Here is a 22,090-nt window from a genome sequence, read left to right as displayed (position 1 = left end):
TTCTGAGGGTCGTAAGACTAATGTATGGACGTCGCGTCCCGCGTGGGCGCGTGGATTGAAACTTTATATAAAATGTATCTAGTATCCTTATACTTATGTCGCGTCCCGCGTGGGCGCGTGGATTGAAACAGAAAAATACTGTCGAGATACTAGCTAGTAAGTCGTCGCGTCCCGCGTGGGCGCGTGGATTGAAACACCCATACAAACCATAAAAATAAGACATTAGAGTCGCGTCCCGCGTGGGCGCGTGGATTGAAACAAGAAGTTAGAACAGTATGCGATATGTCATGTGTCGCGTCCCGCGTGGGCGCGTGGATTGAAACATCGGCTATAGACTTATTATAAGCCACATATAGGTCGCGTCCCGCGTGGGCGCGTGGATTGAAACAAGCATGGAACGCACCTACACCAAAGGCAAAGTCGTCGCGTCCCGCGTGGGCGCGTGGATTGAAACATGTGGTCATCGTTAAAGTCAGAAGGTGCTAATTGTCGCGTCCCGCGTGGGCGCGTGGATTGAAACTTTCAGTATCACTGGCATAATATCTTGGTAATGTCGCGTCCCGCGTGGGCGCGTGGATTGAAACAACATTAGCATTTACAGCCCAAGCGTGACCTGGTCGCGTCCCGCGTGGGCGCGTGGATTGAAACAGGTAAAGCATCTAGATAAAGCTCGAATAGTTGTCGCGTCCCGCGTGGGCGCGTGGATTGAAACAATATAAATGATCCTTACCATGATGAAGAGGCGTCGCGTCCCGCGTGGGCGCGTGGATTGAAACTTAATGTCCTCTTCAAAGTCCGCATCGTCTGGGGTCGCGTCCCGCGTGGGCGCGTGGATTGAAACTAATGTATCGCCTGTCTCAATCGAATTACCGTCAGTCGCGTCCCGCGTGGGCGCGTGGATTGAAACAGCGTCTAATTGATTGCCGTCCTTGTAATCCATTTGTCGCGTCCCGCGTGGGCGCGTGGATTGAAACATGTATGCTCTAACTAACTCGAATATCTCTTTGTCGCGTCCCGCGTGGGCGCGTGGATTGAAACTCTTTCTGCATTTACAAACACCTATACTCTCCGTCGCGTCCCGCGTGGGCGCGTGGATTGAAACTCTTTTAATTTATTTGTTATGCCGGCCATTTATGTCGCGTCCCGCGTGGGCGCGTGGATTGAAACGTATATTGTTAACTGCATCTACAGAAGTAGATCCGTCGCGTCCCGCGTGGGCGCGTGGATTGAAACTAGCGATAACAATGTCATCATTAAATAGCTGATACGTCGCGTCCCGCGTGGGCGCGTGGATTGAAACACGAAAACCGTACTGTAATGCGCCTGGCGTAGGTCGCGTCCCGCGTGGGCGCGTGGATTGAAACTTCCGGAAGATCTGTTGATGTCAATTGTTATAGGTCGCGTCCCGCGTGGGCGCGTGGATTGAAACCGAAATACTTATTGCATCGCTCATGACAGACTGTCGCGTCCCGCGTGGGCGCGTGGATTGAAACCGTTAGTATGAAATCCATTAGGTATTGCAACTGGTCGCGTCCCGCGTGGGCGCGTGGATTGAAACGAGTAAATCATAACGAGCTGGATACCCGTTATGTCGCGTCCCGCGTGGGCGCGTGGATTGAAACGATATCAAGTTAGTTACTAACTAACCCGCCGAGGTCGCGTCCCGCGTGGGCGCGTGGATTGAAACTTTGTATAATATGTATCGGTTATCCCGATACTTAGTCGCGTCCCGCGTGGGCGCGTGGATTGAAACTAGGTTATCTGGAAGGGCTAGACTTATTATATTCGTCGCGTCCCGCGTGGGCGCGTGGATTGAAACGATGGCACAGAAGATGCCATATTGCTATCCGTGCGTCGCGTCCCGCGTGGGCGCGTGGATTGAAACCACATATGCTATTTAATGCATCATTAAAACCGGTCGCGTCCCGCGTGGGCGCGTGGATTGAAACTTACACTTGCTTGTCTTTGGATGATTCGCCCGGTCGCGTCCCGCGTGGGCGCGTGGATTGAAACTTTAACTCATATTAAATCAAGCAATTCTATTTTGTCGCGTCCCGCGTGGGCGCGTGGATTGAAACTACTACTAGGCTTTGCTTTATTTACCGCCTTTAGTCGCGTCCCGCGTGGGCGCGTGGATTGAAACATATCAGCGAATGTTTGCTGCATAGAGATCAGGTCGCGTCCCGCGTGGGCGCGTGGATTGAAACTGTTTTTGTGATAGGGACTGCTACTGTGGTAGTGTCGCGTCCCGCGTGGGCGCGTGGATTGAAACTTGCTTGATTTTGCCATGTAACTTATTGATAGGTCGCGTCCCGCGTGGGCGCGTGGATTGAAACTACATCGTCGATAGACTGCCCCCCCACCCACGAATAGCCAACCTAATCAAATAACCAGCTAATTCCCCAGCCCTGTACTCGGTTTACATGACAAACCCATAAATCAATTAAATCCAATCAGGAAACAATTTGTTAAACTGCAGTGTCATTGTAAACTTATAATAACCCCATATAATTATATACGTAGTTTAACTACACCCATTTTTTAATTTTAAGAGGACTTACTCATGAATGATTTATACAAAGATATTTTAACTGGATTAGTATTTATGGTTGGCCTGCTTGGCTTTCTTTCCGGTGAATTTATCATCTCATCTGCTTTATTCGCCACTGCGGCTATTGCTAGTAACGTAAATGTGAACAGTAAACGAGGTAAAACAGGAAGCATCGCATGATGTTACCAACCGTCTTTGTACGGTTAAACCTTGCAACCAAAAGGCTTCTACAGACTTATGTCTTGGAAGCCTTTTTTTATGGCTTACAAGTCGTTTAAAACATCAGGCATAGAATCAGCAGCACCACTACTAGAAAAATTCAACTCCACCAGGTTTTAACCAAAACTGCACCACAACCTCCCCCTTGATCTTCACATATTCATCATGAGCAATTTCAACGTTACGCAGAATTTGATGTAGCCCACCTCGTAAACCTAAATTACTAACCGGATACAAACCAATACAGAAAACAATAGTCGCACACATCACTATCATTTCTGCCTTACTGCCCCACTTCCAAACGGTATCAAATCTTGCCAGGCATGATCTAGATACTATCAGTCACCTGTCGAGCGCGAACACTGCGTCCTTTTACCTTGCCATTTGCAAAATAATTGAGCACCTTGTTTAAAGCTGATCGCTCTACTGCAACATAGCTGGAAATATCAAATATATCGATTTTTCCTATCTGAGAGCCTGATAATCCTGCATCACCGGTCAAGGCACCCAAAAGATCACCCGGACGAATTTTATTTTTTCGCCCGGCATCAAGCTGAATAGTCACCATAGGTGACTGCAAGGTAAGGCCGGGATTCGCTTGCAAAAATTCTAGCTGTGCACAGACACAAGGTTTATTTTGATAGCTTTCAATCGCCTTAACACGTAGATGTTCTTGCTCTGTAAACAGGCTCAGCGCAATACCTGTTTCCCCTGCCCGACCGGTACGACCAATCCGGTGTACATAGATATCGGGATCACGCGGCAATTCGAAGTTAATGACAGCCTGCAATGCTTTAATATCCAGACCCCGCGCTGCAACATCGGTGGCAACCAGCACCGAGCAGCTATGGTTAGCAAAGCGGACCAGTACCTGATCACGCTCACGCTGCTCCAGATCGCCATGAATAGCCAGGGCCTCAATGTGGTGATTATGCAGAAACCGGGCAACTTCATCGCATTGTATTTTAGTATGACAAAACACCACTGTGGTCTCAGGCTGGTAGTGTTCAAACAGACTTAATAGAGCTTTATTACGCTGATGATCTTTGACTTGATAAAAGGTTTGTTCTATGACGCTTTCGGCGTGTTCAGACTCGACAGAAACCGTTACCGGATCATTCAGGATAGAGGCACACATCTTTTTAATGGTGCCCGGGTAGGTCGCAGAAAACAGGAGTGTCTGACGCGTTTTCGGTGTTTGTTCAATAATCTCGTTTATAACATCAGCAAACCCCATATCCAGCATTCTGTCGGCTTCATCCAGCACTAATGTCTGCACACCCGCCAAGGTCAAGGTTCCTCTGCTTAAATGATCCTGAATACGCCCTGGCGTACCCACGATTATATGTGCCCCATGTTCTAGCGAGCCTTTTTGAGCTGCAAAGGGTTTACCGCCACAGAGTAAAACCAGTTTGATATTAGGTGTGCTGCGAGCCAGCTTACGCAATTCTTTGCCAACTTGATCAGCCAGCTCTCGTGTGGGGCACAAAACCAGTGCCTGAGCACCAAAGAACCGTGGATTAATCCGCTCTAATAAACCTATGCCAAAAGTCGCTGTTTTACCACTGCCCGTTTTTGCCTTGGCGATCAGGTCCTTACCTTCTAATACATGAGGCAAGCCCTGGGCTTGAATAGCGGTCATTTGTTTATAACCTAGCGAATCCAGATTAGCAATTTGCGCGCTAGAAATGGGAAGAGAAGAAAAGCTGTCGCTGGTCATATTTTTGCTACCGTTATTAAATCAAGCAATTATACCAGAGCTGAAAATAGCACATTAGAATAGAATCAGTTTATAAACCTTGCCACACCAAGTGTTAATATTTCAGGAGCCAAACAATGCTTATCATTACAAGCCTGCAACTGAATTTGAATATGTATATAAGGATTATCTTTAAGTGTCTCGGGTAATGTGGCCTGCACAGTTAGCTGATTTTCATAGAGGGCTAATTTTTGCTGCCCAAAACTTAGTTTTTTCAAGATGGCAGGCGGATAAATCACTTTATCCAGTTCATTATTAGGTAAACTAATTTTTGTTGGAATCAGGTAGTCTTGCAGTGGTTTCTGGGCATTAATATGCCAGCCGGGTTTTACAGATAGAATCACTTGCAGTTGATTATCTGCCATACGTTTGGCGCGAAGTGTCACTGCGCCTTTAGCCGCATATTGTATACTCCCCACCTGTGCATAATTCAATCCAGCCGCCGCACTCAGTAACCGGGTATAACTGGTTGGCTCCGCAGTGACTTTTGCAGAAAAAGCAGCCAGAGCGGCGGCCGCCTTATCAGGATATTCAGGATTTGGGGTGCGCTTAGATAATTGCGCTAGCACATGCACGGCAACAGCATTCGCTGATGGCAATGCATTATCTTGAATATCTTTAGGACGCAACATCATGGATTGAGTTTCAGCCCCGCTATTCATAAAAAAACCGTAGTCCTTTTTATCCCAGAACTGTTTGATCATAATATCAGTCAATTGTTCGGCTTTGTCAAACCATTGCTGGTCGCCGGTTTGATCATATAATTTAATTAAAGCACTGACAAAAAACGCATAGTCTTGCTGATTAGCATTGACTGAAGAACTCCCTTGCCAATGGATCCGCCAAAATTTGCCGCTAGATTGTCGGTTGTTTTGCCATAGCCAGTTAGCTGCTTTTTCAGCTGCAATAAGATATTCTGGTTGCTGTAATACTTCGGCAGCCAGAGCCAGGCTTTCGATCATCATTGCATTCCAGGCGGTGACAATTTTATCATCACGTAATGGCGCGATACGTTGTTGACGTTTTTGTTTTAATCCCTGCCTGATTTGTTCAATTTCAAGAAGTAACAAAGGTAGGGAAAGATCATTTTTCTCGGCGTAGCTTTCCAGGCTAAGAGGTAAATGTAAAATATTATGCCCCTCAAAATTACCTTGTGAGGTGATGGCGTATACATCAATTGCTCTTTCAGCAAGCTCTGGACTCAAAGCTTTCTTAATTTGCTCAGGAGTCCAGACAAAAAACTCGCCTTCCACACCATTACTATCAGCATCTGTAGCAGAATAAAAACCACCTTCTTTTGCACGCATATCATTGAGTACATAATCCAGAGTTTGCTGAGCAATACGCGCATACTCTGCTTTGCCCGTCAGTTGATAGGCGAGCAAATAGACTTGCGCCAACTGAGCCTGGTTGTATAACATCTTCTCAAAATGCGGAACCTGCCACTGCCTGTCGGTAGCGTAACGATGAAAACCGCCACCCACCTGATCATAAATCCCGCCCTGAGCCATTGCCTGTATACTGGCCTCAACAACCGCCAGCGATTGTTTATTATCATAGCGTTGATAATCATCGCACAAATACATTAACAGTGTCTCATTTGGAAATTTCATATTCTGACCGAAACCCCCATATTTCCGGTCTTGTACGCTAAATAAATTTTCTGCTGTTTGCTTGAACAAAGCACTATCAAGTGTCTGGCTTTGTTGATTATTTTCCTGAGTACTGGCGACCGCTTTTGCGATTGCATCCGCACGTTGCAAGACTAAAGCTTGTTGCTGCTGCCACGCGTCATTGACACGCAGTAATAATTCTTTAAACGGTTCTGGCGGGAAATAACTATCACCCAGAAAGGTTTTACCTTCGGGAGTTAAAAAACTCGACATAGGCCAGCCACCCCGTCCAGTTAACAGGGTAATTGCCTGCATATAAACTGTATCAATATCTGGGCGGCATTCTCTGTCGACCTTGATTGCAATGAAATGCTGGTTTAAAACCGCAGCAATCGCCGGATTATCAAAACTCTCTTCTTCCATCACATGACACCAGTGACAGGTAGAGTAGCCTATGGATAAAAACACAGGTTTATTTTCGCGTTTAGCCCGGGCAAATGCGTCTTCTCCCCAGGGATACCAATGTACCGGGTTATGCGCATGTTGAATTAAGTAGGGCGAATCCTGAAGAATAAGTTGATTAATATAAGCAGGCTGTCCATTATCTAAAAGATTAGCCGAACGAGGCTGATAGTCTTTACCTTTGGCAATATAAGCTGCATGTAGTTCTGATTGCATTTCAGGTGGAAAATATTGCATTTTAGCGACTGCTCCCGTGCTGTATATACTGCCAACTAAAATAAAAATGCTGAGTTTATGCTTGAAAGAAAACATGACTTAAATCCTTTGAATTTCTTTTACTCTGGCACCTTATCCTTAATTTCTCTAAAATCCAAAGCGATTTGTAGCCCCTATGGCACTTTTGAAATACCGGATGCGACGACAAAACACTTCCTGTATTCCATGCGCCCCATACATTAAATTATTAGATTTTGAATATAAACTTTCTGATATTATGAATATCTGCACTCCTTAACACACGTTTTACGCTATAATCATGCGTTGAGTTTAACACTCATTTATAGGCATTGTTACAGCACAATCAAACTATAATTATATTAAAAAGCACTCATCACCTGCCTGGTGATGTGCTTTCCTGACTGTAATAATTGATTTGCTTACCCCTGATAAATACCTTTATTTATATTACATTACTTTTTACTCGATTACTCAAGTAAACATATTAGATATTCGGAGAATCCTTTATATGCGTTTTTTAATTTCCTACCCACAAACCAATTGGGATTATGCCAAATTTCGCTTAAATCGCATCATCAAAGGCAAAGACAAATCTAGTGATGTATTTACAGGTTCTCCAGGTGGAAAAATTCAATTACTGGAACAACTCGAGCCTTTAGGAAAGTTTCGCTTAGTAGATGAAATTTACCCGACGAAACCTTTTGGCATGGAATATGTTGCTGGCGAAGGCTTGTACTTCTTAACTGGCCTGCCCTGCTGTGTTGATGGCACTCCAGGTGATGAACATATACTCCGCCTGAATGATCAAGGTGAAATAGACCTGGAAATAAAGCACCCTTTATTTTCTCAGCTACGTTCACTGCGGCGCACTAAAAATGGTTTATTAATCACCTCCAGTGGTATTGATGCGATTCTGGAAGTTGATTTACAAGGTGAAATCATCTGGTCCTGGTTTGGTACCGAACAAGGTTATTCGACCCGATATGGTGGTGGCGAACGCACAATTGATCATAACATTGATCATCGCAATTTGTGCTATCCAGGCCGTTTACAAACGACTCATTTAAATTCTGCTATCGTTGATCCTTATGATGAAAGCAAAATTCTTACCATCCTGTTTTATCAAGGTAAAGTAGCTCGCATTGACCGGGAGACACTGGAATTAGATATAGTTATTGAAAACCTGAACGGTGCGCATCATATACGGCCGCATTCCAAAGGGTATATCCTGGCAAACTCGCGTAAGGGTGAGGCCCGTGTCTATGACCGTGATTTTCAATTGCTGGAGGTGATTGCCGGCACCAGTCCATTATTTCCGGTGAAATGGGTACAGGATGCCATTGAGCTCCCCTCTGGCTCGCATTTAATTGCCGATTGTAATTCGTTTAACTTACGCGAACGCAATCAGAATGGTCAGGAGAGAACCTTTAATACCAGGATGCCCAATCGTATTTTTCAGATAGAACCAGTCAGTGATGACTTTATTTTTAATGAGCTAGCCCATAGCCACTTTACAAAAGATTAATTTCACCATGCGTTATTTCATCCTTATTTCCGCCTCCCTGATATCATTTTCTGCTCTGGCATATGATGATATTCCACCTACTCTATCCGAGTGGCAAAGAGCGGCACAAAATCCATTAAGTCCTAATTTTAGCTTACCGATCGAATACAAGTATCATGGTGGAGCTCCTGATGGCGGCGTGAATATAGGCAGTTTTGCACCGATCATGCCAATCAAGTTCGATGGCTGGAATATTATTAACCAGCTAACCTTGAATGTTATGGGGACACCAGGGGACATAACTGGAATTAGAGGATTGCCAGAGCCTTATACAGGTAATGGACATGGAGGAAGCGATGGTTATGCGGCTGGTTTAGCCGATACCTTCTTTACCAGTTATATTTCGCCAGACATTAATGATGAAATTTCCTTCGGTATTGGACCCACATTTGTTTTTCCGACTGATGAGCCATCGCGTGAACTGGGTAGTGGTAAATTCAGTATGGGGCCGGCTGCTATGTTCGTTTACCAGACTCCAACAGACTGGACACTGGCTTTCCAGGCGCAACAAATCTGGTCAGTCTTTGGTAGTTCGGAAAGAGAAGCTGTCAGTCAAATGATACTTAAGCCGACTGTTAATTATAATTTGCCAGATGGCTGGTACCTGCTATCAAATATGGAAGTAATTGCCAACTGGCGATCCCCTTCTGATCAACGCTGGACAGTGCCAATCGGCGCCGGTGTTGGTAAACTATTTGCTGTTGGCGAAAATGCCATAGATACACGAGTACAAGGGTATTATAATGTTGTTACGCCTGACCTGGGGCCTACCTGGTCTATCGGTGCCACTGTCAGCTTTATTTTCGGAGAACTTTAATAATCTGGATTAAAGCATCTCTCCTGAGATACAGGCTACGGCCTGTATCTTTCAAAGCGAAATAAACTCCTGCTCCCCAGATCATCGAGTCTTCTCTGCTCATTCCCTTGCTGTGTTAAACATAATAAGATTCATAGCATGAAAGAATACTCACAGGCTTTTAAATTTATTCAAGCATTAGCAAACCACCCAAAGCACAAGTGGCTTTTTCGTATTTTTATAAGCTTTTTTATTCTGCTCAGCGTTACTTTACTCGTCACCGACCCGGTATTACAAAAATCCAGTTATCACATACTCGCTGATACCAGACCCTGGTTATTTATCCCCAACGCTGCTGATGTCATCAGCAATCTACCCTTTGCGCTTTTTGGATTGGCCGGACTATTATATTGTTTAAGAAAAAATACGCACATATCCCTTTCATGGCAGGTTTACTTTATCGGCCTGATTCTTGTCGCAGCAGGTTCTGGCTATTATCACTGGAACCCCAATAATCAAACTCTAGTCTGGGATCGTTTGCCGATAACGATTTGTTTTATGAGTCTGTTTAGCGCATTACTGGTCGATAATGTTTCTCAGCGACTGGAAAAACCTCTCTTGCCCGCAAGCCTGTTAACAGGTGCTTCGTGTGTTATCTATTGGCATTTCACAGGGGATTTACGATTTTACGCTATTATTCAATTCGGCACTTTAGTAGCCATACCACTGATACTGTTTCTATATAAAAGCCAGTACACACTTCGCCATTACCTGCTGTATGGATTAGTATTTTACATTCTTGCCAAGATTTTAGAACTCAATGACAGAGGTATCTTTGAGCTTAGTGCCGGAATAATTAGCGGACATACAGCAAAACATTTGTTTGCCGCTGCTGCAACTTATTGTATTTATTTGATGCTAAAAAAACGTCAACCTTATTAATCGTAGGGCGGTGCTTTAGCCCGCCAGCATACCCAGACAGCGGGCTAAAGCGCCGCCCTACGGTATTATGCTACAAGCAACAATTCATTCTTGTCAGTATGCTCGAAGGTTTTACCATAAATATCAATCATCATGGTTTGCGCATAGGATAACTTGCCATTGCCTAGCGTAATGCTGTGACTAAAAGTTGTGGTTCGCGCATTTTCCTGCATAAAGGGCGACTGAATAATTGCCCAGTCCGGATTATCAGCATAAGCGGCCACCTCTATGATGACGCTCCCATCCGGCGCCTTGCGTCCAGTATACTGCCCACCCGCAAGCACACATACAGCGCGCGGTATGGCTAGAGAATGCATAACAAGCTGCCTTGCAGCATCCCACATCCAGTATCCCGTTTGGTCGTGAAATACACTATTATCGGATTTACGTTTAACGATCTGGCGATAATAAATTGCTGCTAAAACCTGAGTTTCAGCATTAGTCACATCACCACAGGCTGAGTAATTAATGCTTTCATAATAAGGGCTGTTTTCTGAACCCTCTGGATCAGGGGCAATATCAAGTCCTTTATCTCCCTGCCAAATTCCGATCAAGTCTTGTAATGGTCCGTAATCTACCTCAGTTAATTCACTCATATCTTATCCTTGCTTTTTTTGATGTCGTGAATGCAATAATACTCTTTTCAGCTATACTTTTGCATTTACCGCATTATTTCATTTATTATCAAGTAAGTACATTGCTCTGACGAACCCGCAGAATACAGAAATATCTTATTTGGCAAGGAAATGCAAGTTAACTATTCGCCCAGAAATTCACCTTGCTGGTGCTGCCACATTTGAAAATAACGTCCCTGATGTGCTAATAATTGCTGGTGAGTTCCCTGCTCTATTATCTGCCCGTGTTCCAGTACGATAATTCTGTCCATACGTAGAATAGTAGACAAACGATGTGCAATAACCAGAGCGGTTTTATGTTTCAGTAATTCAAAAATGGCCACTTGAACTTGTTGCTCAGTTAGTGAATCCAGCGCACTCGTCGCTTCATCTAAAACCACGATCGGTGCGTCTTCCAGAAAGGCACGGGCAATAGCTATACGTTGTTTTTCTCCACCCGATAACTTGACACCCCGCTCACCCACTTTAGTCTCAAATTGCTGCGGCAATTGCCGAATAAAATCCAGACTATGAGCCTTTGCCGCAATCTCGTGCAATTCAATATCAGACACCTCCGTACCCATCGTGATATTATCACGTACTGAGCGATGAAATAACTCCGGTTGCTGTGGGATCAGGGTTATTTGCTGGCGCAATGACGCCAAAGTAAAATCCCTGCTATTTATACCATCGAACTGAATTGTCCCGCTTTGCGCATCAACAAACCTGAATAATAAACGCGTCAATGACGACTTACCAGAACCTGAGTGCCCTACCAGCGCAACTTTCTCGCCAGCTTTTATGTGCAAAGAGAAATCCTGAAATAAAGGCTGACGACCGGCATAGGCAAAGCTAATATTATTAAAACTAACCTGCCCTCGGGAAATTTTCTGCATTTTTGCCTGAGGACTATCCAGTTCCAGATCAGTATTTTTAAACACTGCACTCATTTCCGTCGCATCGGCCAGTGCGGTAAAGAAATTACGCAAATTGCGTCCAAACTCCCACAGTCGCTGTATCAACATCAGCAGAATCGACTGGAATAAAACAAACTCACCTACCTGGAAATTACTTGTCTGCCATTTACTGATCATTAAATACATCAATAACAGCTCTATAGCAAAGATCATCAAACCTTGAACGGCAAAAGAAATAAACATCAAGATCCACGCAATTTTTTTGCGTTGATACACTTCATCAGCAGCCTGATCAACACGCTGCTGTTCGATATTTTCGAGTACAAAACTCTTGACGATAAAGATGTTGCTGATAGCATCTGAGTACACACCCCCTACTTTCGAATCCGCTTTAGCAACGGCCTCGTCAAATCTTAGCTTCCACCATGAAAAACCTATATTCCATGCTAGATAGACAACGACCCAGGCAAGAAAATATAGGGCGAACCGAGGTTGTTGCTGATAGAAAATAACAAAAGCTATGCTGATAGCCAGGATGTTTTGAAATAACTGAAACAAACACCAGTCCATAATAATTTCAAAAGACCGTGAAAACCGGTTCGCCTGTTTAATCAGACTGCCAGAAAAGCTGTTTTCGAAGAAAATATACTTCTGTTTTTTCAACACATCAAAACAGCGTTTTTCCAGCAGGCTTACACCACCGCCATCAACCGGTATAATGCCAAATTCCAGAACCCGCCAAGATAACCAGATACCAGCATAGAACACTGCAATCAGGACCAGATTATGCAGCATCATCGCATGAGTAGCAGCGGAATATTCCGAGGCCAGCCCATTGGCAATGTTTTTATATAAAACAGGCACATAAAAATCCAGTATCGTCGCGCTGCTTAAGCCGAGAAGACACAACAGGAAATACCATTTTTTCTGCCAGATGACCTTGCTGTATTCTTTAAATATAATCTGCATACTTATGTTATTTTTCCTGCATCAATAAATCATCACCCTGTCAGTCGCGAGATCCTTCAACGAGAATCTAGTCAATAGCCACCTGGATGCCTGCTAACAACATGCAGGAATAACGAGCCCGTCACTCATATTGTCATTTGAACAGGAAAAGTAAACGCTAAGTTTTAAACTAAACAAGGTCACAGGAAAATACTTATCGATTGAAAAGAAATTTAGCCTGCCTTTCGTTAGTTTTAGCCAGTAACCATCGACTATTTTTTCTGCACATAAAAAATTTGCTGCTCCTCTTCACGGATATATTCGATAATTTCATGGCCCGTTTGCTCACTATAAACACCAAAATCCAGATGTGCAGCGGGATCAGTAGCAATAACCCGCACAATTTCACCTGAGAGCATACCTTTCAAGGCTTTTTTTAAGCGCAATAAGGGTAAAGGACAATGTAAACCAGCGGCATCTACTTCAATATTAAATTCAATCATTCTGATTTTAAATTTTCTCAATCATGCTTTATAAAGAGCATATATAATAGCATCACAAGACTTTTCCTGAACAATGAACTTATAGATTTATTATCATTACATGGACTATTTTCCACTTTTTATCGATTTAAAAAACAAAAACTGCCTGGTTATTGGTGCGGGTGATATTGCTGCACGAAAAATTGAATTACTTGCCAAAGCAGGGGCGATTATTTCAGTGATTGCGCCAGAAATAAGTGATAGTGTTTATCAGTTAGCGGCAAATAATCCAGATATAAAAATACAGCTGAAAAAATTCAGTCCTGATGACATTACTCAACAACGTCTGATTATTTCAGCAACTAATCAAGCCGATATTAATATATTGGTTGCAGCAACGGCTGATGCACACAATATACCCGTCAATGTTGTGGATAACCCTGCCCTGTGTAGCTTTATTGTTCCGGCAATTATTGACCGCTCACCGATAGTTGCAGCCGTTTCCTCAGGAGGTGCATCACCAGTACTCGCCCGTTTATTACGCGCAAAACTGGAAAGCCTTATCCCGCCTGCTTTTGGCAGAATGGCTAAACTTGCTGAAAAATACAGGGCATTAGTTAAAGAGCACATTAATCCCCCCGCACAACGACGCATATTCTGGGAAAACGTATTGCAAGGTTCAATTGCCGAGCTATTTTACTCAGGCAAAGAGGCCGAAGCAGAAGCACGCTTAAAAAATGCAATACTTGAAAACCCTGAGAACCTGGACAATACAGGTGAAGTTTATCTAGTTGGCGCTGGGCCTGGCGACCCTGATTTACTGACCTTTCGCGCTTTACGTTTGATGCAGCAAGCCGATGTGGTTGTTTATGATCGCCTGGTTTCTGAGGAGATTCTGCAGCTGGTTCGTCGTGATGCAGAAAAAATATATGTTGGAAAACAACGTGACAATCATAGCCTGGCTCAGGAATCGATTAATGAATTACTGGCCCGCCTGGCAAAAAAAGGCAAACGCGTTGTGCGCTTAAAAGGGGGAGACCCTTTTATTTTTGGTCGCGGTGGTGAAGAAATTGAAACACTGGTCGAGCAAAATATCAACTTCCAGGTAGTCCCCGGTATCACAGCAGCATCTGGCTGTGCAACCTATGCAGGCATTCCCCTTACTCACAGAGACCACGCCCAATCATGTACCTTTATTACCGGTCATTTAAAAAATAATTCCGTTAATTTAAATTGGCAACAGCTATCTGCTCCAAACCAAACAATCGTAATTTATATGGGGCTTGTAGGACTGGAGATAATCTGCCAATCCATGATTCAGCATGGAGCTTCCTCTGATTTACCGATTGCATTAATACAACAAGGTACGACGCATAGACAGAGAGTGATTACCGGAACGCTGGGCACTTTACCAGAAAAGCTTAAAGGCCAGGGTATTCAGGCGCCAACCTTATTTATTATAGGCACCGTTGTTTCCTTGCACGACTCATTAAAATGGTTCCATCCAGAAAATAATCACCGTGAATAAACTAGCACTATGTAATCCAGAGTATATTGCGTGGAGAATGCTGCTATTTACAGATGCTACTGAGGAAACTGACAATAGTAGTTGAAAAAATTGTCTAAATTATCTATCATTTACTAGTCAATTTTTTTCTAAACTGTGTTTTTATGAATAACATTCAATAAAAAAAACATGGTTATTTTATTATTACTAAAAGAGGAAGAGGTCAAAATGAAAAAAATATTATTAGCTGTTTCTACAGTTGCTCTACTAGGCTTAGGCGCGCAAGCTTCTGCAAGCGAAGAGATTAAAATAGGTAAAAAAATCTATGACCGTGCTTTCGGTCGTGGTTGTGGCGCTTGTCATGATATTGCCTCAAACCCACAATTAGTTGCATTGATCAAATCTGGCGACCTAACGAAAGCCAGCTTTACTACAACTTTGAAAGAAGGTAAAAACGGCATGCCAAAAGCAGTAGATGCGATTATGGCTGTTGGACCTGTAAAAAAAGCTGGATATACTGAACAACAGGCTATCGATGCTGTATGGAGTTTCTTAGCACAGTAAGCGTGTAAAGAAGTAATATCCATAAAAAAAGCCGTTCCAGGGTTTGCCCTGGAACGGCTTTTTTTTGTCTTGCTACTTAAGAATACAATCGCTTTAGCTATTTGCAGTCAGCAGAAATCTGCTATGATATTTTTTTCTGATCACTGGAATGATCTTCCAGCGCATAGCGTTTACGCACCCAGACTCCACCAATAACAGCAAACATCAAACCACACGAAGTAATCAGAAAATTTACCAGCCCTTTGAGCTGCGAGACCTGCTCAGCTAAAGCGACAGTTTCAATATTTTTTGGCTGGGGTAAATATTTCTGAGCAATTAAACGTCCCGCTCCTGTTTCAGAGTAGGTTTTCAAAACCACCAAATCATTCTGTAAAGCATGAATTGTATCCAGACCCGTCTCGGAAATTGTTCCACTGTGCAGTGATTCTTCTAAAACCTTAAGCTTGCTTTCAATAGAACCACTAACCAAGCCAACCAATTGAGATTTTAAAGCATCCACCTCTGCGGATAAAACCGGATTCATCTGCACTTCATACAACTCAGCTGCCTTCGCAGCCTCAGCAGCTTGCTTGATAGTATTTCCTGCAGGCATCAGTAACATACCCATAAAAACAACCATTGCCATCAAACCGACAAGCAGAGCTAATACCAGCCGGTTCATCTTCAGCACACTAAGCTCTGTCGCTGAATTTAAAACGGCCAAATTACGCACTGGTTTATTATTCTTATTATTTTTGCGTAAGTCGCTCATTAAACCTAAACCTCATCCCCTATAAACAATCCCAAGCTCATTCATTATACAAGTTTAACAAAAAAAATCCCGTTCACTTTGGCAGAGAACGGGATTTATTGCAAAACTATTTTAGCCGCTTGGCTGCAATCCGCATTCTTAAAGCATTTAGCTTAATAAATCCCTCAGCATCTTTCTGGTTATAAGCGCCTTCATCATCCTCAAAAGTAGCAATCGCTTCATCAAATAAACTATCCGTATCAGACATACGGCCGACAACATCGACATTACCTTTATAAAGCTTCAATTTGACTTTACCATTAACGCTCAACTGCGACTGATCAATCATAGTCTGTAGCAATTCACGTTCAGGACTCCACCAATAACCATTATAAATCAGCGTTGCATAGCGTGGCATTAACTCATCTTTTAAATGCGCAACTTCACGATCCAAAGTCAATGACTCAATCGCTCTATGCGCACGCAGCATAATCGTACCACCAGGCGTTTCATAACAACCGCGTGACTTCATGCCCACATAACGATTTTCCACGATATCTAAACGGCCAATACCATTATCACCACCGACCTTGTTTAATTGAGTCAGTACCTCAGCAGGCGAACGCGGCACGCCATCAATAGCAACAATATCACCTTTAACATAAGTCAACTCTATATAAGTCGCTTGATCCGGTGCAGCTTCAGGTGACACACTCCAGCGCCACATATCGTCTTCAGGTTCGCTCCAAGGGTCTTCTAAAATACCCCCTTCATAGGAAATATGTAATAAATTAGCATCCATAGAATAAGGTGAAGCCTTGCCTTTCTTCATTTCCACCGGAATACCATGCTTTTCGGCGTAAGCTAATAACTTCTGTCTGGAATTCAAATCCCACTCACGCCATGGCGCAATAATCTTGATATCCGGACGTAAAGCATAAGCACCTAACTCAAAACGCACCTGATCATTACCTTTACCCGTCGCACCATGAGAAACTGCATCTGCACCCGTCTCATTAGCAATTTGAATTAAGCGTTTGGCAATTAAGGGACGTGCAATCGAAGTGCCTAATAAATACTCGCCTTCGTAAATAGCGTTGGCTCGAAACATAGGAAACACATAATCACGCACAAATTCTTCGCGTAAATCATCAATATAAATTTCTTTAATGCCTAAAGACTTTGCCTTTTCCCGCGCCGGCTCAACTTCCTCGCCCTGCCCTAAATCCGCTGTAAATGTAACCACTTCACAAGCATACTCATCTTGCAACCACTTCAGAATCACCGAAGTATCCAAACCACCTGAATAAGCTAAAACTACCTTTTTGGTATCTGACATTGTGCCCTAACTCTAATAAATGAAAATTTCTTAATTATACTATAAATACTACCGGCTTCATTTTAAAAATTAGTCTCAAAAACCATTGATTTACTCGAACCCGTGTCCAGGCACTCCATTAGATATATTAATATCAACCCTACAATGACATGTCTATACGAGGATTCCTTAATGACCATCAAAACCCATCTGGCTTTTTTATAAGAAACAAAAATAAACATGTTCCACGTCCTATATACGCTAAAAAAATAATTTATATGAAACGTACAATTAATCAACAAGATAGATAATATTTAACAAATTATACTTAAAAAAAGGTTGACGACAAAAAGGATAACTGGAATAATGGCGTCTCTTTAGCAAGCCCAGGTAGCTCAGTCGGTAGAGCAGAGGACTGAAAATCCTCGTGTCGACGGTTCGATTCCGCCCCTGGGCACCATTGCTAAAGCCAAATAAATAAAGGCTTGATAAGATTATTCTTACCGGGCCTTTTTTATGTCTGAAATAATTAGTATGCCTATAGTATGCGCAAAATCAAAGAAACATTGGTTTTTATCGTGCGGTAGAACCATTTAAGCAAAACCTGACTATAAGTGAATATTGACAATAAAAAATTCTCTAAACACTTATGCCAAAATTCAACCTCACAAATCAGTTTGTTCGAACCCCCCCCCATTCTGAGAAGGGACAAAAATTCTATTGAAATTCCCAACTCAACCGATTCGGCACTCGAGTTAGCGCAACCACTAAATCCTTCATTTGCGAAAAAAAAGCAACGGGAAATCAACAAGAGTCACTTTGGGGAATTTGTCCGACAGCAGCGCCTTGTTATACGGGTGGCGGGTCAAATCTGTTACTAAGCATGGATGTCTCGGCCAAACTCTACTTTATTGATTAATAATCCGATCACAGTGTCATGTATTTTTTCTAACTTTGAAAAACAAATAGTTCTGCGTGTTAAATGCTTAACCCATGTTCTAAACTTTAGATTTTTCCGCTCAATTTTTTGTGTGTTTCTTTTTCCTATTTCATGCTCTTCTGCATTCAAATGTCGCTCATAAGCGCCCCAATCGTCGGTATAGTAGCGACTAATATTGAAAGGAGAAAGTAAGGATTTTAGTTTTTGAAAAACAGTATCTTTACGTTTCCCAAAGACATAAGCAATCACCGTATTGGTTGCATGATCAACGGCATGCCATAACCATCGCTGGTTTGATTTCTTTCCTACAAATGACCATTGTTCATCTACCTCTGCTTCATCGCAGACCAATTCAAACCTGACATCCAGTGGTGTGTCTGTATGTGTCTGTAGGAAAAGAGGATTTACCTGTACTAGGCTATCTTCTTTGCTTTTTAGAATACTGATGACGGTATTTTTGTGAATTCCAAGAACCCGTGACGTATCTCGGATACCACTACTGTTGATTGCCATTTCAACGACTATTTTCTTAATTCCTGATTCGCATCCTTTATAGCGGTACTTGAGCATGAAAGTTTGGGTGGCACACTCATTATTCTGGCAGCGATATCGCTGAGTATTGTACGCGTTTTTCCCAGATTTCATGATAATGTTACAACTACAATTCGGGCAGATAATTTCTTGATAGCATGTCATTTAAATATTATGCTATCAATTCAGTCGCTAACCTAATGTATGGGACAAATCACAGATTTGACCCACCACCCACTTGAAAAACAAGTATGATTTTCAATCGACAAATCAACCCTATTTTCAATAACCCAAATTATTCATTTGTAGCAGTATCCATGACTGGCGTCGAAGCATATAGGCTGAAGGTTTAGCTGTATTAAATTTTATAGGATTTGGTAACGATGCTGCTAGTAATGCAGCCTGTTTTCTAGATAGGCGCATGGATGAAATACCAAAATAATGCTGACTAGCGGCTTCAATGCCAAATAAATGATCACCGAACTCAACACTATTCAGATAGACTTCGAGTATACGTTCTTTACTCCAGAATGCCTCAATCAATACCGTAAACCAGGCCTCAAAACCTTTGCGCCAAAAGCTTCGTGTGGGTACTAAGAAAAGATTCTTTGCCACTTGCTGACTGATGGTACTCGCACCTCTAAGGCGGCCTCCATCCAACCAGGTTTCGATCGCTGATATCATCGAGGCGGTATCATAACCATGGTGTTGATAAAACCACTGGTCTTCGGCTGCAATAACCGCTGCAAAGGCGTGTTTGGAAATCTTGTCGCTGTCTACCCAGTGATGATTAATAGCCTTAAAATTATTACCTTCCTGAAAGCCTGTCATCTGCCGATAAAACATAAAAGTCGTTACTGGCACCGGTAAATACCGGAAAACACCAATCAGTAATAATGATGAAGCAACGAAGGCAACTATAAGAAACAGCAATAACCGCTTTACCCCTTTGAGAAAGGTCTTTCTAAGTTTTATAAGCATAAGTTTGACTGTTGCTCCTAACCCACCTTCGTCACTTTTGGATCCTCTATCCTTATAAATCAATATCTTGAATTTTTAAAAAAGCGTACAGTTGGCACTACAAATTTTGTATTTTTTAGCAAATCGTTGAATTTAGACAAATATTTTCTTAACATCAATATCACTTTCTATTATCAAGGATTTTTTGACAAAAAAGCAATGAACAACAGATCAATGACTTATAGAATTAAAAGCTGCGAAGATGGGCTAACAATTTTACAGTCTAAGTATGATCAATAGCTTGAATCAATCATTATGAGCGTAAGCGAGAAATCTTATGATATTAATATATAGCTCCCCCTAGTCGAGATGATAATTTTTTAAAAAAAGAACTTAATGTGTCTGCTCTTGGCCGCTTTGTTGCCCTTCAGCAGATTTTATCATACAGGCTATTTTCATGAAAACATATATAGCAATACATATATTGCTTTTCAATAAAAAAGAAACTAATATATTTCTTATATCTAAAAAGCAACAGTTTAGTTTCCTACGATGAAGCCATTACTTGAACAACTAAAAAAACGCAGACTAGCCCTTGGCTTAAAGCAAAAAGACATGATGCTTCGCATCGGCGTATCACGCCAACAGTATCAGCATTTAGAGTCCAAGGGCAACCCTAGACTAAACACCCTTGAACTCATTGCCAAAGGGCTGAAAAGTGAGTTGATATTGATCCCTACAGAAAAACTGAACCTTGTAAAAGAAATTCTGGAGAATGAAACATTATCATCTCCAACATTAAAAAATACAGCCTCTAAACAAAGTGAGGCAAGCACACTTGCAAATGATCCATGGAAGAATTTGCTGGGGGGTGAAGAATGAGTCCTCATAATCAAGAAAGTGATCAAATAGATGAAATTAATGTTCTTAAATTGACTTTGCATGGCAAGCTCGTAGGATATTTGGCTGGCTTTCAAAGCGGTCGTAATGTTTTGAGCTTTGCTGCTGAATTTAAGGATGACCCTTTCCGCCCCACATTCAGCCTGATTACGCACCCGAACTTTCCTAATTCTGTAAAGCTCATGTCACAGCCATGGGTAAACAACCAGAGACTACACCCCGTTTTATCCAACCTTGTATATTAAACATATCTCTTAAACACAAGATTATTTAACACAAAACAATTATAGTAATAACTGATTTTCTGGGGAAGCCGGCCCAACCTTAAGCTTTGAGCTTGCTCGTAGATTGGCTCCCCACCCTCGTCATCCATGCCGTGGAGTATCTGAGACCTGTAAGCTATGCTTCTGAGTCTGCATTCACAAGGACGGTAGGTGAAGTGTCAGGGTTGGGAAACCAGTGATCATTATAATACTTAATATGGGATAAAAAATGAATACTGTCGGAATTGATGTGAGTTGCAAGGAATTAGTTGTTGTCGTCATGGTTAATGGTAAGGCACGTAAAGCGAAATCCTTTGATAATACCCCTTTAGGTCATCAATCAATTATTCAGTCTTTAACAAAACTTAAAGGAGAAACAAAGGTTTGCATCGAGGCAACAGGCATCTATCATTTTGATTTAGCTGTCGCTCTTAGTCGAGCAGACGGTATTGAAGTGATGGTGATTAACCCCAAAGCTGCACACAACTTTGCTAAAGCCTTAATGACGCGCAGCAAAACCGATGCGATTGATGCAGAGAATTTAGCGATTTATGCTGAAAGAATGCCTTTTGAAGCCTGGGAGCGTCCAGCCGATGAATGTATTAGCTTAAGAGCGACTGCGCGTCGTATTGCCGCCTTAAGTAAGCAAAAAACACAAACTAAAAACCAGCTTCATGCTTTGGAATCAACAGTGGAAACACCCGTGCTAGTGATTGAACAGACAGAGCAGTTGATTGATATTTTAGACGCACAAATTAAAACCTTGCGCGACAGTGCACTTAATATCATTCATCAAAATGAAGATCTGAAGCAGGCTCATTCATTAATCACCGGCATCAAAGGGATTGCACAAGCCTCAGCGGTACAAATACTGAGTGAACTGATGATCTTGCCTAAGGATATGACTGCGCGGCAGTGGGTTGCTCATGCAGGGTTGGATCCAAGGATATTTGATTCAGGTAGTAGCGTATCTAAAAAGCCACGCATTAGCAAAGTGGGTAATAAATATATTCGTCAGGCCTTGTATATGCCAGCTTTGGTTGCCAGCCGATTCGAGCCGAATATTCAAGGCTATTATCATCACTTGATTGAGGATAATGGCTTAAAGAAAGTACAAGCGGTCTGTGCTGTGATGCGTAAATTATTACACGCCATCCATGGCATGTTACGTACTAACAAAAAATTCGATGGGGCTCGTTTTTATACGTTACCTATCACTATAAATGCATAAAAA

Annotated in this window: 18 protein-coding genes, 1 tRNA gene and 1 CRISPR repeat array (1 of these 20 cut by a window edge); of the genes, 10 read left to right on the top strand and 9 right to left on the bottom strand. The window is 42.4% G+C overall.

Translation table 11 applies throughout. From position 1 onward, the window contains the following. A CRISPR array of direct repeats spans window positions 1-2,336; the repeat unit is 32 nt; unit sequence GTCGCGTCCCGCGTGGGCGCGTGGATTGAAAC; it reaches 1,076 nt to the left of the window's first position. Between the two features lie 227 nt (window positions 2,337-2,563). After that, entirely contained in the window at window positions 2,564-2,731 is a 168-nt protein-coding gene (locus tag AU255_RS20305) for a hypothetical protein (RefSeq protein ID WP_198942554.1), read from the top strand. A 367-nt stretch (window positions 2,732-3,098) separates the two neighbouring features. Here the strand turns inward: AU255_RS20305 and dbpA are convergent, their stop codons facing one another. Then, window positions 3,099-4,490 (bottom strand): ATP-dependent RNA helicase DbpA, encoded by a 1,392-nt coding sequence (gene dbpA, locus AU255_RS06485; RefSeq protein ID WP_080522113.1) that lies wholly within the window; start codon window positions 4,488-4,490, stop codon window positions 3,099-3,101. Between the two features lie 65 nt (window positions 4,491-4,555). After that, a complete protein-coding gene (locus AU255_RS06480; protein WP_080522112.1) occupies window positions 4,556-6,916 on the bottom strand; it encodes a thioredoxin domain-containing protein in 2,361 nt (786 codons plus the stop codon). 433 nt (window positions 6,917-7,349) lie between these two features. On the opposite strand from AU255_RS06480, the gene AU255_RS06475 reads away from it, so the two are divergent. From AU255_RS06475 to AU255_RS06465, 3 genes are all read left to right on the top strand, one after another. Then, a complete protein-coding gene (locus AU255_RS06475; RefSeq protein ID WP_080522111.1) occupies window positions 7,350-8,366 on the top strand; it encodes a hypothetical protein in 1,017 nt (338 codons plus the stop codon). A 7-nt stretch (window positions 8,367-8,373) separates the two neighbouring features. Further along, window positions 8,374-9,222: a hypothetical protein gene (locus AU255_RS06470; protein ID WP_080522110.1), complete on the top strand. Its 849-nt coding sequence runs from the start codon at window positions 8,374-8,376 to the stop codon at window positions 9,220-9,222. Window positions 9,223-9,360: 138 nt separating this feature from the next. Continuing rightward, on the top strand, window positions 9,361-10,143 hold the full coding sequence (locus tag AU255_RS06465) for a ceramidase domain-containing protein (RefSeq protein WP_080522109.1): 783 nt from the start codon (window positions 9,361-9,363) through the stop codon (window positions 10,141-10,143). Between the two features lie 65 nt (window positions 10,144-10,208). Here AU255_RS06465 and AU255_RS06460 read toward each other — a convergent pair whose 3' ends face one another. The 3 genes from AU255_RS06460 to AU255_RS06450 all read right to left on the bottom strand — a co-directional run bounded on the left by AU255_RS06460 (window position 10,209) and on the right by AU255_RS06450 (window position 13,164). Next, a complete protein-coding gene (locus tag AU255_RS06460; protein ID WP_080522108.1) occupies window positions 10,209-10,778 on the bottom strand; it encodes a heme-binding beta-barrel domain-containing protein in 570 nt (189 codons plus the stop codon). Window positions 10,779-10,939: 161 nt separating this feature from the next. Continuing rightward, window positions 10,940-12,682: an ABC transporter ATP-binding protein gene (locus AU255_RS06455; RefSeq protein ID WP_080522107.1), complete on the bottom strand. Its 1,743-nt coding sequence runs from the start codon at window positions 12,680-12,682 to the stop codon at window positions 10,940-10,942. Window positions 12,683-12,933: 251 nt separating this feature from the next. Then, the gene (locus tag AU255_RS06450) at window positions 12,934-13,164 is read right to left on the bottom strand and encodes a sulfurtransferase TusA family protein (protein WP_080522106.1); all 231 of its coding nucleotides are present in this window, start codon (window positions 13,162-13,164) and stop codon (window positions 12,934-12,936) included. A 100-nt stretch (window positions 13,165-13,264) separates the two neighbouring features. Here AU255_RS06450 and cysG point away from each other — a divergent pair, with 100 nt between their 5' ends. Together cysG and AU255_RS06440 are read left to right on the top strand one after the other, a co-directional pair. Continuing rightward, on the top strand, window positions 13,265-14,671 hold the full coding sequence (gene cysG, locus AU255_RS06445) for a siroheme synthase CysG (RefSeq protein ID WP_080522105.1): 1,407 nt from the start codon (window positions 13,265-13,267) through the stop codon (window positions 14,669-14,671). Between the two features lie 207 nt (window positions 14,672-14,878). Continuing rightward, window positions 14,879-15,214, top strand: coding sequence for a cytochrome c (locus AU255_RS06440; protein ID WP_080523294.1), 336 nt, complete (start codon window positions 14,879-14,881; stop codon window positions 15,212-15,214). A 121-nt stretch (window positions 15,215-15,335) separates the two neighbouring features. Here AU255_RS06440 and AU255_RS06435 read toward each other — a convergent pair whose 3' ends face one another. After that, entirely contained in the window at window positions 15,336-15,965 is a 630-nt protein-coding gene (locus AU255_RS06435) for a hypothetical protein (protein WP_080522104.1), read from the bottom strand. A gap of 106 nt (window positions 15,966-16,071) precedes the next feature. Then, entirely contained in the window at window positions 16,072-17,283 is a 1,212-nt protein-coding gene (locus AU255_RS06430; protein WP_080522103.1) for an argininosuccinate synthase, read from the bottom strand. 363 nt (window positions 17,284-17,646) lie between these two features. On the opposite strand from AU255_RS06430, the gene AU255_RS06425 reads away from it, so the two are divergent. Next, window positions 17,647-17,722, top strand: a tRNA-Phe gene (locus AU255_RS06425). 417 nt (window positions 17,723-18,139) lie between these two features. On the opposite strand, the gene AU255_RS06420 is transcribed toward AU255_RS06425, so the two are convergent. Both AU255_RS06420 and mtgA read right to left on the bottom strand, forming a co-directional pair. Further along, a complete protein-coding gene (locus tag AU255_RS06420; RefSeq protein WP_080522102.1) occupies window positions 18,140-18,898 on the bottom strand; it encodes an IS1 family transposase in 759 nt (252 codons plus the stop codon). A gap of 117 nt (window positions 18,899-19,015) precedes the next feature. After that, window positions 19,016-19,714, bottom strand: a complete 699-nt coding sequence (mtgA, locus tag AU255_RS06415) for a monofunctional biosynthetic peptidoglycan transglycosylase (RefSeq protein ID WP_080522101.1) — start codon at window positions 19,712-19,714, stop codon at window positions 19,016-19,018. A gap of 531 nt (window positions 19,715-20,245) precedes the next feature. Between mtgA and AU255_RS06410 the strand changes: the two genes are divergently transcribed. The 3 genes from AU255_RS06410 to AU255_RS06400 all read left to right on the top strand — a co-directional run bounded on the left by AU255_RS06410 (window position 20,246) and on the right by AU255_RS06400 (window position 22,087). Further along, window positions 20,246-20,575, top strand: coding sequence for a helix-turn-helix transcriptional regulator (locus AU255_RS06410; RefSeq protein WP_080522100.1), 330 nt, complete (start codon window positions 20,246-20,248; stop codon window positions 20,573-20,575). Further along, complete coding sequence (locus AU255_RS06405; protein ID WP_080522099.1) at window positions 20,572-20,838, top strand: hypothetical protein; 267 nt, start codon at window positions 20,572-20,574, stop codon at window positions 20,836-20,838. Before AU255_RS06410 ends, AU255_RS06405 begins: the two co-directional genes overlap by 4 nt. Before the next feature lie 247 nt (window positions 20,839-21,085). Further along, on the top strand, window positions 21,086-22,087 hold the full coding sequence (locus AU255_RS06400; RefSeq protein ID WP_080522098.1) for an IS110 family RNA-guided transposase: 1,002 nt from the start codon (window positions 21,086-21,088) through the stop codon (window positions 22,085-22,087). The last annotated feature ends 3 nt before the right edge of the window (window positions 22,088-22,090 follow it).

The sequence above is a fragment of the Methyloprofundus sedimenti genome (genome assembly GCF_002072955.1).
GTDB lineage: Bacteria > Pseudomonadota > Gammaproteobacteria > Methylococcales > Methylomonadaceae > Methyloprofundus > Methyloprofundus sedimenti.
This window is presented reverse-complemented; position numbering and strand designations above follow the sequence as displayed.